Annotated in this window: 15 protein-coding genes; 13 read left to right on the top strand and 2 right to left on the bottom strand. The window is 67.7% G+C overall.

What is annotated here, in order from left to right:
- Positions 1-2: 2 nt before the first annotated feature.
- The 9 genes from CDOO_RS09230 to CDOO_RS09190 all read left to right on the top strand — a co-directional run bounded on the left by CDOO_RS09230 (position 3) and on the right by CDOO_RS09190 (position 8,258).
- Positions 3-1,067 (top strand): UDP-N-acetylglucosamine--N-acetylmuramyl-(pentapeptide) pyrophosphoryl-undecaprenol N-acetylglucosamine transferase, encoded by a 1,065-nt coding sequence (locus CDOO_RS09230; protein WP_026159204.1) that lies wholly within the window; start codon positions 3-5, stop codon positions 1,065-1,067.
- On the top strand, positions 1,064-2,509 hold the full coding sequence (gene murC / locus CDOO_RS09225; protein ID WP_018020871.1) for a UDP-N-acetylmuramate--L-alanine ligase: 1,446 nt from the start codon (positions 1,064-1,066) through the stop codon (positions 2,507-2,509). Before CDOO_RS09230 ends, murC begins: the two co-directional genes overlap by 4 nt.
- Positions 2,506-3,297, top strand: coding sequence for a cell division protein FtsQ/DivIB (locus CDOO_RS09220; RefSeq protein WP_018020872.1), 792 nt, complete (start codon positions 2,506-2,508; stop codon positions 3,295-3,297). The genes murC and CDOO_RS09220 overlap by 4 nt, the downstream gene beginning before the upstream one ends.
- Positions 3,298-3,453: 156 nt before the next feature.
- Complete coding sequence (gene ftsZ, locus CDOO_RS09215; protein ID WP_018020873.1) at positions 3,454-4,677, top strand: cell division protein FtsZ; 1,224 nt, start codon at positions 3,454-3,456, stop codon at positions 4,675-4,677.
- A gap of 9 nt (positions 4,678-4,686) precedes the next feature.
- Positions 4,687-5,415: a peptidoglycan editing factor PgeF gene (gene pgeF, locus CDOO_RS09210; protein WP_051063942.1), complete on the top strand. Its 729-nt coding sequence runs from the start codon at positions 4,687-4,689 to the stop codon at positions 5,413-5,415.
- A complete protein-coding gene (locus CDOO_RS09205) occupies positions 5,412-6,101 on the top strand; it encodes a YggS family pyridoxal phosphate-dependent enzyme (RefSeq protein WP_020384521.1) in 690 nt (229 codons plus the stop codon). The genes pgeF and CDOO_RS09205 overlap by 4 nt, the downstream gene beginning before the upstream one ends.
- Positions 6,102-6,137: 36 nt before the next feature.
- On the top strand, positions 6,138-6,617 hold the full coding sequence (locus CDOO_RS09200) for a cell division protein SepF (RefSeq protein ID WP_018020876.1): 480 nt from the start codon (positions 6,138-6,140) through the stop codon (positions 6,615-6,617).
- A gap of 91 nt (positions 6,618-6,708) precedes the next feature.
- Positions 6,709-7,002 carry a YggT family protein gene (locus CDOO_RS09195; RefSeq protein WP_018020877.1) on the top strand — a complete coding sequence of 98 codons (294 nt, stop codon included), beginning with the start codon at positions 6,709-6,711 and terminating at the stop codon, positions 7,000-7,002.
- Between the two features lie 206 nt (positions 7,003-7,208).
- Entirely contained in the window at positions 7,209-8,258 is a 1,050-nt protein-coding gene (locus CDOO_RS09190) for a DivIVA domain-containing protein (RefSeq protein ID WP_026159206.1), read from the top strand.
- A 58-nt stretch (positions 8,259-8,316) separates the two neighbouring features.
- On the opposite strand, the gene CDOO_RS09185 is transcribed toward CDOO_RS09190, so the two are convergent.
- On the bottom strand, positions 8,317-9,483 hold the full coding sequence (locus tag CDOO_RS09185) for an HNH endonuclease signature motif containing protein (protein WP_018020879.1): 1,167 nt from the start codon (positions 9,481-9,483) through the stop codon (positions 8,317-8,319).
- Positions 9,484-9,821: 338 nt separating this feature from the next.
- Here CDOO_RS09185 and ileS point away from each other — a divergent pair, with 338 nt between their 5' ends.
- Genes ileS through CDOO_RS09165 form a run of 4 tightly spaced genes read left to right on the top strand, consistent with a single transcriptional unit; the run spans position 9,822 to position 14,166 of the window.
- A complete protein-coding gene (gene ileS / locus CDOO_RS09180; RefSeq protein ID WP_018020880.1) occupies positions 9,822-12,992 on the top strand; it encodes an isoleucine--tRNA ligase in 3,171 nt (1,056 codons plus the stop codon).
- A 7-nt stretch (positions 12,993-12,999) separates the two neighbouring features.
- Positions 13,000-13,482 (top strand): VanZ family protein, encoded by a 483-nt coding sequence (locus CDOO_RS09175; RefSeq protein ID WP_018020881.1) that lies wholly within the window; start codon positions 13,000-13,002, stop codon positions 13,480-13,482.
- A gap of 10 nt (positions 13,483-13,492) precedes the next feature.
- Positions 13,493-13,885, top strand: a complete 393-nt coding sequence (locus tag CDOO_RS09170; RefSeq protein ID WP_018020882.1) for a hypothetical protein — start codon at positions 13,493-13,495, stop codon at positions 13,883-13,885.
- Positions 13,882-14,166: a hypothetical protein gene (locus CDOO_RS09165; RefSeq protein ID WP_018020883.1), complete on the top strand. Its 285-nt coding sequence runs from the start codon at positions 13,882-13,884 to the stop codon at positions 14,164-14,166. Before CDOO_RS09170 ends, CDOO_RS09165 begins: the two co-directional genes overlap by 4 nt.
- Here the strand turns inward: CDOO_RS09165 and CDOO_RS09160 are convergent.
- The gene (locus CDOO_RS09160; RefSeq protein WP_020384523.1) at positions 14,163-14,528 is read right to left on the bottom strand and encodes a hypothetical protein; all 366 of its coding nucleotides are present in this window, start codon (positions 14,526-14,528) and stop codon (positions 14,163-14,165) included. The two genes, CDOO_RS09165 and CDOO_RS09160, sit on opposite strands and share 4 nt — an antisense overlap.
- Between the last annotated feature and the right edge of the window lie 16 nt (positions 14,529-14,544).

Genomic DNA, 14,544 nt, shown 5'->3' with positions numbered 1-14,544 from the left:
CCATGCCTACCCCACTTCGTATGCTGCTGGCCGGCGGAGGAACCGCCGGCCACATCGAACCCGCCCTCGCCGTCGGCGAGGCGCTGAACGCCCGTCATGGCGCGGTCGTCTCCGCGCTGGGCACCACTAAGGGCCTGGAGACCCGCATCATCCCCGACCGAGGTGTCGAACTCCACCTCATCGAGCCCGTGCCCATCCCGCGGTCCAAGCCGTGGAAGCTGCTCGCGGTGCCCTTCAAGCTGTCGCGCTCCGTGGCACAGGCCCGCAAGGTGATCCGAGACAACGACATCGACGTGGTCTTCGGCACCGGTGGCTACGTCTCCGCCACCGCCTACCTCGCCGGCCGCTCCTGCGGCACCAAGCTCTACGCCCTGGAGACCAACGCCCTGGCCGGGATGGCCAACAAACTCGGCGCCCGGCTGGGTGCCACGGTGTTCACCGCGGTCGAGGGGGCGGGGATCGACGGCGAGGTCGTCGGCATACCCGTGCGCCCCGGTCTGGGACAGGCGGGCGAGGCCGAGCTCCGCACCGCCCGCGAGCAGTGGGGGCTCGACCCCGAGCGACCGGTGCTGCTGGTCACCGGTGGATCCCAGGGGGCGGCCTCGATCAACGCCGCCGTCGCGGACGCCCGTGTTGAGCTTATCGACGACGGGTGGCAGATCCTCCACGCCTACGGCCCGAAGAACGAGCCGCTCCCGGAGATGACGCACTACACCGGCGTGCCCTACATCAACGACATGACCGCGGCACTGGCCGTGGCCGAACTCACCGTGTGCCGCTCCGGCGCCATGACCGTCGCCGAGGTCACCGCCTCGCGACTGCCCGCCATCTACGTACCACTTCCCCACGGCAACGGCGAGCAGGGCCGCAACAGCGAGCAGACCGTCGCCGCCGGGGGAGCGGTGCGCATCAACGACCGGGACCTCGACGGTGCCCGCCTGGTCAAGGAAGTCCGGGCGCTGCCCGAGCTGGACACCATGCGCAGAGCCCTGGACACCACCGGCGTCGGCGACGTCGCCGAGCAACTCGCCGACCGGATCGCCGCAGACCAGGGAGCAGACCAATGACCTCACACTCCATCGACCTATCCCGGGTGCACCTCGTGGGCATCGGCGGCGCCGGCATGTCCGGCGTCGCCCACATCCTGCTCAGCCGCGGGGCCGTGGTGTCCGGCTCGGACATCAAGGACTCCCGCCCAGTGCGGGTGCTCGAATCGCACGGCGCGTTCGTCGCCATCGGACACGCGGCGGAGAACCTTGAGGTGGCGGGTGCGTTGCCGACGGTCGTCGTCACGTCCTTCGCCGCCATCCCCACCGACAACCCGGAACTGGCCGCGGCCGCCGAGCACGGCATCCCCGTCATCCGCCGCTCCGACCTGCTGGGCGAGCTCATGGAAGGTTACTCCCAGATCCTGCTGGCGGGAACCCACGGCAAGACCTCGACCACCTCGATGACCGTCGCCGCGATGCAGGGCGCTGGCATGGATCCCTCCTTCGCCATCGGCGGGATGCTCAACAAGGCGGGCACCAACGCGCACCACGGCACGGGCTCCGCGTTTGTCGCCGAGGCCGACGAGTCGGACGCGTCGCTGCTGCGGTACAAACCCGACGTCGCCGTGGTCACCAACATCGAACCCGACCACCTCGACTACTTCGGCACCCGCGAGGCCTACTTCCAGGTGTTCGACGACTTCGCCGCCCGCGTCCAGCCCGGCGGCCACCTCGTGGTCTGCCTGGACGACGACGTCGCGGCCGCCCTCGGGGAGCGTTCCGTTACCGCCGGGGTGCCGGTGCTCGGTTACGGCACCACCGCCGCGGCCGCCGCGCACCCGTCCGTCCCGGTCGGCGCCGAGGTCACCCACCACGAGGTCGTCGGCGCCGGCACCGAGGTGACCGTGCGGGTGGGCGGACACGAGGTGACCTACGTCCTGCAGATCCCGGGCACACACATGGTGCTCAACTCCGCCGCGGCCCTCCTGTCAGGACATCTCGCCGGGGGAGACCTGGATCAGCTCGCCGCGGGCCTCAGCGACTTCTCCGGCGTGCGCCGCCGCTTCGAGTTCAAGGGGACGGTCGACTCCGGCCCCTACGCGGGCACCCGGGTCTACGACGACTACGCCCACCACCCGACCGAGGTCACAGCCGTGCTCCGCGCCGCCCGCGAAAAGGTCGACGCGGAGGGTGACGACGCCCGGATCGTGGCGGTGTTCCAGCCACACCTGTACTCCCGCACCATCGAGTTCGCCGCGGAGTTCGCCGAGGCGCTCTCCCTGGCCGACGCGGTCGTGGTGCTGGACATCTACGGCGCCCGCGAGCGCCCGGTCGAGGGCGTGAGCTCCCGCATCATCACCGACCGCATTCCCGGCGAGGTGCGTTACGAACCCGACTTCTCCGGCGCCCCGGACACCGTGCGCGGCCTGGTCACCGCCGGTGACCTCGTCATCACGCTGGGCGCGGGCACGGTGACCATGCTCGCCGACGAGATCCTCGGCAACCTGGGCGACTCATGACCGGACGAGTGCTCCCCGAGGAGGTTCCGGAACCGAAACGCGAGGCCGGCCCCCGCTCCAACAGCTCCTCCACCCGGTGGCAGGAACCCGCACCGGCCGCGGAGTCCGGCTCCACCCCGGTGCGCCGGCGCCGTCGCTGGCCGTGGGCCCTCGGCGTGGTCGCCGTGCTGGCGGTGCTGGCCGGCGCGCTCGCCCTGGCCTGGTTCGTCCCGATTTTCCGCGTCTCGACGATCGCCGTCGACGGCACCCGCCAGATCGACCAGCAGAGCGTCCTCGACGCCTCCGGCCTCACCGAGGGGGAGAACCTGCTGCGCATCGACACCACCGACGCCGCCCGCGGGGTCGTCAGCCTGCCGCGGGTGCGGGAGGCCACGGTCGCGCGTGCCTTCCCCGACACCGTGCGCATCGAGGTGGTCGAGCGCCGCGTGGCGGCGTGGATCGACGACTCCGGCCAGCCGGTGCTCATCGACGAACGCGGCGAGCCATTCTCCGACGGCGAACCGCCCGAGTCCGCCGTGCGCCTCGAGGGGGTCCGGCAGGACCAGACCGAGGAGCTCGCCGGGGCGGTCGCCGTGGCCGCTGCGCTGAGCGACGAGAGCGCGCGTCTGGTCGACCATCTGCGGGTCGAGGGCCCCTCCGCCTACACCCTGCACCTGGACGACGGCCGCACCGTCTTCTGGGGTGCGCCGGTGGACAACGAGAACAAGGCCGTCGCCCTGGAGACGGTGCTCAAACGCGAGGGTTCCAGCTGGAACATCTCCAACCCCGCCATGGTGACGGTGCGCTAAAACCGCACGTCATCAACCCTAAAGTAGGGGTTGAGGGTGCCGACACACCGAAAAATGAGCGGTGAATTCCGCGGTACTTTCGCCATGATGGAGCGCGAGCCACACCCTGAGCCCCACAATGAGAAACCAACAAGTCGAAAGGCGAGCGATCACCCCATGACCTCCCCGAACAACTACCTCGCCGTCATCAAGGTCGTCGGTGTCGGCGGCGGTGGCGTCAACGCCGTCAACCGCATGATCGAGGAAGGCCTGAAGGGCGTCGAATTCGTCGCCATCAACACCGACTCGCAGGCACTGCTCTTCTCCGACGCCGACACCAAACTCGACATCGGACGCGAGGCCACCCGCGGCCTCGGCGCCGGCGCCAACCCCGAGGTCGGCCGCACCTCCGCCGAGGACCACAAGTCAGAGATCGAGGAGACCCTCAAGGGCTCCGACATGGTCTTCGTCACCGCCGGCGAGGGCGGCGGCACCGGCACCGGCGCCGCCCCCGTCGTCGCGGGCATCGCCAAGAAGATGGGCGCGCTCACCATCGGCGTGGTCACCCGCCCCTTCTCCTTCGAGGGCAAGCGCCGCTCCCGTCAGGCCTACGAGGGCATCGAGCAGCTCCGCGAGGTCTGCGACACCGTCATCGTCATCCCCAACGACCGGCTCCTGCAGCTCGGCGACCAGGACCTCACCATGATGGAGGCCTTCCGCGCCGCGGACCAGATCCTCCACAACGGTGTCCAGGGCATCACCAACCTCATCACCATCCCCGGCATGATCAACGTCGACTTCGCCGACGTCCGCTCCGTCATGGCCGACGCCGGCTCCGCCCTCATGGGCGTCGGCTCCTCGCGTGGCGACGACCGCGTCATGGCCGCCACCCAGCAGGCCATCAACTCCCCGCTCCTCGAGGCCACCATGGAAGGCGCCACCGGCATCCTCCTCTCCGTCGCCGGCGGCTCCGACCTCGGCCTGCAGGAGGTGCACACCGCCGCCACCGTCGTCCAGGAGAAGGCCGACGAGGACGTCAACCTCATCTTCGGCACCATCATCGACGACAACCTCGGCGACGAAGTCCGCGTCACCATCATCGCCACCGGCTTCAACGCCGCCGCGAACTCCACCGAGACCGCCGCCCCCGCCCCCCAGCGCGAGGCCACCCCGGCCGAGCCCACCAGCCGCGGCTCCCTCTTCGACGACCGCGACCGCGCCCCCGAGCCCGCCCCCCGCGAGGAGCGCGAACCCCGCCACCGCTACGAGGGCACCCACACCGGCGAACCCCGCGCCCGCACCGGCGGCCTCTTCACCGAGCGCCCCAGCGCCCCCCGCGAGGAATACCGCAGCAGCCGTCACAACGACGACGACCTCGATGTGCCCGACTTCATGCGCTAACTTGGGGTCATGCCTGACTTAGCGTCAACCCTCGACCGCCCCGCCCGCATGGTCTTCACCAACCGTGTCGGCGGGGCGTCGTCGTCCCCGTACGACTCCTTCAACCTCGGCGGACACGTGGGGGACGACTCCTCCCTAGTCAGGGAGAACCGTCGACGCCTCGCCAGCTCGGTGGGGCTGGATCCGGCCCGGATCGTCTGGATGGAGCAGCTGCACACCAACACCGTCACCGTCGTGGATGAGCCGAGCTCCGAGCCCGTCCCGGCCACCGACGCCCTGGTCACCACCACCCGCGGCCTCGCCCTGGCCGTCCTCGTGGCCGACTGCGTCCCGGTCCTGCTCTCCGACCACACCCACGGCGTCGTTGCTGCTGCCCACGCCGGCAGGATCGGCGCGCGCAACGGCATCGTGCGCCTGACGGTGGAGAAGATGCTTGACAAGGGGGCCCGCCCCGGCACCATCCAGGTCCTCCTCGGGCCCGCCGCCTCCGGACAGCGTTACGAGGTTCCGGACGAGATGGCCGCGGACGTCGAGAAGCATCTTCCCGGGTCGCGCACCCGCACCCTCGACGGCACCGCCGGCATCGACGTCCGTGCCGGGCTGGTGCGCCAGCTGCGGGACCTCGGGGTCAGCAACATCCACGTCGACCCCCGCTGCACCATCGCCGATGACACCTTCTTCTCCTACCGACGCGACGGCGTCACCGGCCGACAGGCAGGGCTGGTGTGGCTCCCATGACGCGTATCGACGACCTCCGGACCAACCTCTCCCAAGTCAGGGAGCGCATCGCCGCCGTCGAAGCCGCCGCGGGGCGCGAAGCAGGCAGCGTGCAGCTGCTGCCCGTCACCAAATTCCACCCCGCCGCCGACATCGCCCTGCTCGCCGAACTCGGCATCACCGACGTGGGAGAGAACCGGGAGCAGGAGGCGCGCGCCAAGTCAGGGGAACTGCCCGGCCTGAACTTCCACATGATCGGCCAGATTCAGACGAAGAAAGCCAACTCCGTCGCCCGCTGGGCCAGCGCCTGCCACTCCGTGGGGACGGTCAAGCTGGTGGAGGCGCTTGACAGAGGAGTCAGGAACGCGCTTGACAGTGGGTCACGGACGAAGGCCCTTGAATGTTTCATCCAGTGGTCCGTCGACGGGGATCTCAGCCGGGGCGGCGCGGTCGAATCAGACCTGCCGGAACTGGCCGACGCAGTGCGCGCCACCGACGGCCTGACCCTGGCGGGGCTCATGGTGGTGCCGCCCATCGGCGCGGACCCGGGCGAGGTCTTCCGCAACGCTAAAGCGCTGGTTGACGGTTTAGGGGAGGGGTTGCGGCTCTCCGCCGGAATGTCCGGCGACATGGAGGCCGCAATATCTTCAGGCAGCGATATCGTGCGTGTCGGAACGGATATTCTCGGACCCCGACCAGTAGCGTGATCCGCAATACCCCGGCCACGACACAACGGAGCACACATGTCACTGATCAAGGAAGCCAAGGAGTTCTTCGGGCTAACGCCGCCCGCAGAAGAGCTCGACGACGCCTACTACGCCGACAACGGCTCGGCCGCCTACGCGCCCCGCTACTCCGCCGACGTGCGCGAGCGCGACACCTACGAGCCCCGGGGCAGCTACCGGGCCTCCACCGCCACGCTGACCACGCGCGAATACGAAGCTGAGATCGTGGCCGTCGAGCCCCGCTCCTACTCGGAAGCCACCCGCATCGGCGAGCCCTTCCGCGACGGAGACGCCGTCACCTTCGAACTGACCGACACCGACTCGGCCGTCGCCAAGCGAATCATCGACTTCGCCGCGGGGCTCTGCTTCGCCTCCCGCGGCAAGATGCACAACCTCGTACGCGGCCTCGACACCGACCGTCGCGTGTTCGCCGTCGTGCCCGAAAACGCCGACTTCACCGTGGAAGAGCTCCAGCTGGCCGCCGGACTGATCCGCTAGCGTCAACCGCACGCTCCGACGCCCCGCCTGACAGGAACAGTCAGACGGGGCGTTCGTCATTTACCCGGAGTTCTCGATAAGGTAGGCACCCATGAGCCTCATCGGCACGATCCTCCTGCTAATCCTGCGCATCTACAGTCTGATGCTCATCGCCCGTCTGATCACCGAAATGATCCAGAGCTTCTCCAAACAATTCCGGCCGCCTCGCTGGTACGCCGTGGTGATGGAGCCGATCTTCGTGGCCACTGACCCCCCAGTCAAGGCGCTCCGCCGGATGATCCCTCCCCTCCAGACCGGAGGAGTGGGCATCGACGTCAGCGTCATCGTCCTGTTCATCATCCTCGCGGTCCTGCAGGTGCTCGTCCAGATGGTGTTTATGCGATAACTGGACAACTTTTTGCGGACGCACCCATCGTCAAGAATGTTCGCTGGCGTAGTTGCTTGCTAGGGTGTCAAGGAGGTCAGTGTCACCTGTGACAACTAGACTGGTAAACATAACCGTATAACTCGCGAACACACTCTGTGCCGCGCGCTTCTCGCGCTCCGGCACAGGAAGCTCCGCAGGGGCTCAACTGACTCGAAGGGGAAACCATGCCGTTGACACCAGCTGACGTGCACAACGTTGCTTTTAGCAAGCCGCCGATCGGCAAGCGGGGCTACAACGAGGACGAGGTCGACCAGTTCCTCGATCTCGTTGAAGACACGCTCACCCAGCTCCAGGACGAGAACGACCAGCTTCGTTCCACCTCCGGTGCAGCCACCGCCGGCGCCGGCCTTGGAGTCGGCACCGGGGCAGCAGTCTCCCACGAGTCCCGTGTGGACGAGGCGTCCCTCCGCAAGGAGATCGAGGACAAGCTCCGCCGCGAGTACGAGGCAAAGCTTTCCGACGCCCGCAAGGCCACCGACAAGGCCGAGGCCGACGCCCGCGCCGCCCGCGAAGAGGCCAACCGCGCCCGCACTGACGCCTCCAGCGCGAAGGCCAAGTTCGACTCGGACCTGAAGGCAGCCCGCGAGCAGTCCAACACCGCCGGGCAGACCACCAAGGCCACCGCCCCCGCGGCAGCCGCCAACGTCGCACCGGCAGCAGCCACTTCCGGGCTCGCCACCCCCGAGACCCACATGCAGGCAGCCCGCGTGCTCGGCCTCGCCCAGGAGATGGCCGACCGTCTCACCTCCGAGGCACAGGCGGAGTCCCGCTCCATGCTCGACGAGGCCCGCTCGTCCGCTGAGAAGCAGATCGCGGATGCTGACTCCAAGTCGAGGGCGCAGCTCGACCAGGCTGCCAAGGACGCGGAGAAGACCACGTTCGAGGCGCAGTCCCGCGCCAACAAGCTCGTCTCTGACGCAGAGTCGAAGGCTGCCCAGACCACGTCTGACGCCAACTCCCGCGCGGAGGCGCAGATCAAGCAGGCCGAGGAGAAGGCTGCGGCGCTGCAGGCTGACGCTGAGCGCAAGCACACCGAGGTCATGAACACGGTGCGCAAGCAGCAGACCGCTCTCGAGGACCGCATTGCTGAGCTGCGTACCTTCGAGCGTGAGTACCGCACGCGTCTGAAGACCCTGCTGCAGTCCCAGCTGGAGGAGCTCGAGTCCCGCGGCTCGTCTGCTCCGAACGGTGACGTTGCGTCTGACAACAAGTAGACCGCAGCACTGAGTGCTCCCCGCCCGTCGTGGTGGGGAGCATTTTTGTGTCTTGGGACTATCTCCGGGTGACTGACAGGGCCCAGTTCCGGCCCGACCGCTTGGTGATGGGGTGGGGGTTGAACTGCATCGGCCCGCCGTCGGGTGGTTTCCAGCCGGCGCGGCCGGTGTCGGGGCAGTGTTGGAGTTTTCCGTTCCGTGCGGTGCCGGGATGGTCATCGTTCTGGGCGTTGTGGGTGGCGCAGGCGCCGAGGAGGTTGGACAGGTTGGTGTTGCCGCCGCGTGCCCAGGGGGTGGAGTGGTGGACCTGGGAGGTCGCGGCGGTGTGGGTGCAGTGGGGGTCGGCGCACAGGAGTTGGTCAATGTTGATCATGGCGCGTTGTTTGTCGTTGGCGAATCGTGAGGTGCGGAAGAGGTCGACGGGTTGGGCATCGGCGTCGTAGAGGAGGCAGAGTCCATATGGGGCGAGTTTCTGCGCGGCGTATTCGGCGGCGGTGATGAGGGTGCCGTCGGTGGTGGCGAACATGCCGTCTCCGCGGTTCTCCAGGTCGTCCATGGTGATGAGCACCGCCGGTTGCAGCCACGGGGAGGAGCCGGACGCCCCGGCGCGGTGGATGAGTGCGTCGGCCATGGCCTGCTGATGGGTGAGGGACTCGTCTGATTTCCGCATCTCGACGGCGCGTTCATGCAGATCCCGCTCCAGCGCAGCCAGGTCGTCCTCGGGGAGGTAGAGGTGGGCGTGGCGCATGCCCAGGGCGTCGGTGGTCCGGGAGGCGCGGAAGTAGCGGCGCACCCGGTCGGTCTTGGGCGCGAGCCCGTCATTGACTTCCCGGACCCGCGCGCTGGCCATGGCCTTGACATGGTCGACGCTAAGGCCGGCCGACTTCTCGACAAGCTCCGCCCGCAGTGCCTCCTTCGACAATGGCGCGTCGACGTGGCGGTACCGCAGAGCCGTGTTGATGGCCAGCAGTACGTCGATGCTCAACCCCAGGTCCTCGGCGCGGGAGACGGTGCGCGCGCGGAGGGAGCTTTCGGATTCGTCGTCGAGCGGGCCGAGGAGTTCGGCGGCGAGGTTGAGCCAGCGGCCGGCGGTGGCGCCGGGGAGGGAGAAACGTTCGGCGATCTCGACGCGTGCCCGCGCGCTGGTGTCGGCGACGTGGCGGCAGTGGCGCACCAGCTCCACACCCCGCACGGCCACGGCGGCCAGCATCTCGTCGATTCCCATGAGCTGGACTGTAGGGCGAAGGGGTGGGCGGGAAGCGTCGGGAAGCGTGGGGCTGTGGACAGCCGTCGATACGCGGGGTTCTCCACATACTGCGAGGCACCGGGCATGCGCCGGGCGGTGTATAGTGCTAGGCGACGCGACGATCCGGCCATCACCGGGGAGCAATCCGGAAGAACAGCCCTGGCGGCCCAGTAGAACCGGACGGGTGGGACCGACACCTCCTTCTCCACACAACGAAGCGGGGCCCTCCACTAGGGGCCCAAGCGGGGTGGTACCGCGCAGGAATGACTGCGTCCCCGTACACGGCAGCTAACCGGTGTAGGCGAAGGATGGAACAGATGAGCACGGAAGACAAGGTCGGCGGGGTATATCCGAAGGTCGACATGTCGGGCGGATCGAGCAGATTCCCTGACATGGAGGAGAACGTCCTCAAGTACTGGGCCGAGAACGACACGTTCAAGGCGTCGCTCGACAACCGTAGTGAGGCCGAGGAGTTCGTCTTCTACGATGGCCCTCCGTTCGCCAACGGTCTGCCTCACTACGGGCACCTCCTGACTGGCTATGTCAAGGACATCATCCCCCGCTACAAGACGATGCGCGGCTTCCACGTTCCGCGTGTGTTCGGCTGGGACACCCACGGCCTGCCGGCGGAGCTGGAGGCGGAGAAGCAGCTGGGCATCACGGACAAGGGTCAGATCGAGGAGATGGGTCTGGCGAAGTTCAACGAGTACTGCGCGAGCTCGGTGCTGCGGTACACGGAGGAGTGGAAGGACTACGTCACCCGCCAGGCGCGCTGGGTCGATTTCGACGGCGGCTACAAGACGATGGACCTCTCCTACATGGAGTCGGTCATCTGGGCGTTCAAGCAGCTCTACGACAAGGGCCTGATCTACCAGGGGTTCCGTGTCCTGCCGTACTCCTGGGCGGAGCACACGCCGCTGTCGAATCAGGAGACGCGTCTCGACGACTCCTACAAGATGCGTCAGGACCCGACACTCACCGTGACCCTACCCCTGACTGGGGCGCGGCCGGGTTCGACCGCCGAGCAGACCCTCGCCGACAACCCGGTTCTTCGCGACACCGCGGCCCTCGCGTGGACCACCACCCCGTGGACGCTGCCGTCGAACCTGGCGCTGGCGGTGCACCCGGAGGTCGACTACGTCGTGGTGAAGGCGACGGACGGGAAGCAGTATCTCCTGGCGGAGCCGCTGGTCGGCGCCTACGCGCAGGAGCTGGGGGAGGACCGCGAGGTCGTCGTCGCGCTGAAGGGCGCGCAGCTCGAGGGCCTGACCTATGAGCCGGTGTTCGACTTCTTCGCCGACCACGAGAACGCGTTCCAGATCCTGCTGGCGGACTACGTCACCACCGAGGACGGCACGGGTGTGGTGCACCAGGCGCCGGCGTTCGGTGAGGACGACATGAACACGACGAACAAGTACGACATTTCGCTGGTGATCCCGGTGGACATGGACGGCAAGTTCACGTCCCTTGTCAAGCCGTACGAGGGTCAGCTGGTGTTCGACGCGAACAAGGACATCATCAGGGATCTCAAGGCGGCGGGCCGGGTACTGCGGCACCAGACCATCGAGCACTCCTACCCGCACTCGTGGCGTTCGGGTGAGCCGCTCATCTACATGGCGCTGCCCAGCTGGTTCGTCGACGTGGTGGCCATCCGTGAGCGCATGGTGGAGCTCAACCACGAGGGCATCGAGTGGCTGCCGGAGCATGTACGGGACGGGCAGTTCGGCCGCTGGCTGGAGGGGGCGCGTGACTGGAACATTTCGCGCACGCGTTACTGGGGTTCGCCGATCCCGGTGTGGGTCTCGGACGACGAGAACTACCCGCGTGTCGACGTCTACGGATCCCTAGACGAGCTGGAGCGTGACTTCGGCACCCGTCCGGATTCCCTGCACCGCCCGTACATCGACGATCTGACTCGTCCGAACCCGGATGATCCCACGGGCAAATCGACCATGCGGCGTGTCACCGACGTCCTTGACGTGTGGTTCGACTCGGGCTCCATGCCGTTCGCGCAGTTCCACTACCCCTTCGAGAACAAGGAGTGGTTCGAGGACCATCACCCGGCGGACTTCATCGTCGAGTACATCGGGCAGACCCGTGGCTGGTTCTACCTGCTGCACGTGCTCAGCGTGGGCCTGTTCGACCGCCCGGCGTTCTCCAAGGTGGTGGCGCACGGCATCGTGCTGGGTGACGACGGGCAGAAGATGTCCAAGTCGAAGGGCAACTACCCCAACGTCAACGAGGTCTTCGACCGCGACGGCTCCGACGCGATGCGCTGGTTCCTCATGTCCTCGCCGATCCTGCGCGGTGGCAACCTCATCGTCACGGAGCAGGGCATCCGCGACGGCGTGCGCCAGGCGATCCTGCCGATCTGGAACGCGTACACCTTCCTGCAGCTCTACAGCTCCCGGGAGGCGGAGTTCGACACGTCCTCGACGAACGTGCTGGACCGCTACATCCTGGCCAAGCTGCACGACCTGGTGGCGGGCGTCGAGAAGCATCTGGACAACACCGACATCGCCGCAGCCACGGAGGAACTGCGCCTGTTCGCGGACGTGCTCACCAACTGGTACGTGCGTCGCTCGCGTGATCGGTTCTGGGGCGGCGAGGACGAGAACCCGGAGGCGTTCAATACGCTCTACACCGTGCTCGAGGTGCTCACCCGCACCGTCGCGCCGCTGCTGCCCATGGTCACCGAGGTCATCTGGCGAGGCCTGACAGGGGGGCGCTCTGTGCACCTCACCGACTTCCCGGACCCGGCCTCCATCCCGGCGGACGCGGCGCTCGTGGAGACGATGGACGCCATCCGCGGCGTCTGCTCCGCGGCCAGCTCCGTGCGCAAGTCGAACAAGCTGCGCAACCGCCTGCCGCTGCCGAAGCTCACGGTCGCCATGCCTGACTCCGGGCGCTTGGCGGAGTTCTCCGACATCATCCGCGACGAGGTCAATGTCAAGGAGGTCGAGCTCACCGACGACGTCGACTCGGCGGGCACCTTCGAGGTCGTCGTCAACGGCAAGGCCGCCGGCCCGCGCCTGGGCCGCGACGTCCAGCGCGTGATCAAGGCCGTCAAGTCAGGCAACTATGAGCGCCACGGCGAGACGGTCGTCGCCGACGGCATCGAGCTCCAACCCGAGGAGTTCACCGAGCGCCTCGTGGCCGCGGACCCGGATTCGACGGCGCGTATCGACGGCCTTGACGGCCTCGTCGTCCTTGACAGGGACGTCACGGAGGAGCTCGAGGCCGAGGGCTGGGCCGCCGACGTCATCCGTGGCATCCAGGACGCCCGCAAGAACTCCGGCTTCGAGGTCTCGGACCGCATCAGCGCGCTGCTGAGCGTGCCGGCGGAGAAGAAGGAGTGGGCACAGCGTCACTCCGACCACATCGCCGCCGAGACCCTGGCGACGGACTTCACTGTCACCACCGACGAGGTCGATGACGGCCACGACGTGGTCAAGGGAGTCAAGGTCCGTGTGGCCAAGAACGGCTAGATGGGCGTTGACCGGCGCGTATGCGCTGGTCATCCTCGCCCTGACCACGGGTAAGTCCTTCTTCCGGATCGGCTACCTGTGGGACCCGGCCAACCAGCACGTCCGCGAGCTGCGCCTCGTTCCGTTTGAGGCGTGGGCCCGGTCGGAGACGTGGTTCGGCCCGCTTTTCGACGCCGTGGGCAACGTGGCCTTCTTTGTTCCGCTGGGATGGCTGCTGGCGACGCTGCTGCGCTCCAGTCAGGCGATCGGGGCGGCGGCCGTGTTCAGCGTGGCCATCGAGGTCACCCAGTACGCCTTCGCCCTCGGGCGCACGGACGTGACCGACGTGATGCTCAACGTCCTCGGCGCGGTGATCGGCGTAGGAATCGCGCGGTTACTGCCGCACCGGCTGCTGCTGTGGGTGTCGCTCCTCGCGGTGGTGGCCTTCGCGGTTTTGCTCGTCGCCGGGCCGTATCTGGGCGACCCTGACAAGGTGGTACCCGTCGGATAAGGTGCCAAGCATGAAAACGGTGGAGCAGGCCAGGGAAGAACTCGGGGTGGTCGACGAGGTCACCCGCGAGATGCAGTTCCGACCGCAGCAGTGGGCGGTGATCCTGTTGTCCCTGACATACGGGGTGGCCGTGGCACTCACCAGCTTCGAGAACTACCTGGTGAGATACAGCGGTGTTCTGATCTTCATCGCCGCGATGATGGTTCTTCGCTCCTACGTCAGCGACACCCGCCTGCAGCGCACCGGGAGCGAAGGGTCCTGGAGCCCGCTCCTCCTGGGTGCATGGGCCTGGATCGGCATCTTCTTTTTCGCGGACTTGCCCACCTGGGTGGCCGTCGTGGCCGGAATCGGCGCGACGATCCACGCCTACCTCGTCTTCCGCGACGGAAAGGCACAGCTATGACCACGGAAGTCGCCACGCTCAAGGTCTGGACCACGCTCTACGCCGCCAAGGCGCGGGCGGATCGCCCGATGACCGAGCGCACCCTGGCGAACATCACCGGGTACGCCCGTGAGGAGCTCACCGAGCACCTCGCCGGGCTGATCGCTGACTCCTATGTCAGGCGCCGCCGCGAGCGCGGCATCACCCCTGACAAGGACAAGGAGTTCGTCTGGCTCACCGACGAGGGCGCCGAGGCGTTCGACGCCTACGTCGCGGAGCTGCGGAGAATCGCCGGGCGCTAGAGCGGCATGGGGGGCTGGGACTCGGGGTCGGGAAGCGTCCTTTTCCCGGTGGTGTCCACGTCGAAGACACCGAGGCCGTTCTGCGCGGCGTAGTCCTGCACCCACTGGCTGCCGACCTGGGCGTCGGCGTCGTCGAAGGTGATTTCCAGGTGGTCGTGGTCGGCGAAGTACTTCGTGGGCTGGACCCCGCGCTCGTCTGAGCCGTCCTCGGGGAAGACCTCGAGCGCGGCGTCGTGAAGCGAGGAAATCTTGGGCGAGGGCTCGCCGGGCTCGCGGGTGAAGAGCTCGTCGCGCCAGGCGCGGAAGCCGGTGTCGTCGGTGGGGACCTGCTCTGGGTCGAAGATGATGATGTCGTAGGCCATAGCCACTACCCTAATC

The organism is Corynebacterium doosanense CAU 212 = DSM 45436 (assembly GCF_000767055.1).
Classification (GTDB): domain Bacteria; phylum Actinomycetota; class Actinomycetes; order Mycobacteriales; family Mycobacteriaceae; genus Corynebacterium; species Corynebacterium doosanense.
Note: the sequence above shows the minus strand (reverse complement) of the source record. Positions and strands in the feature narration are given on the sequence as shown.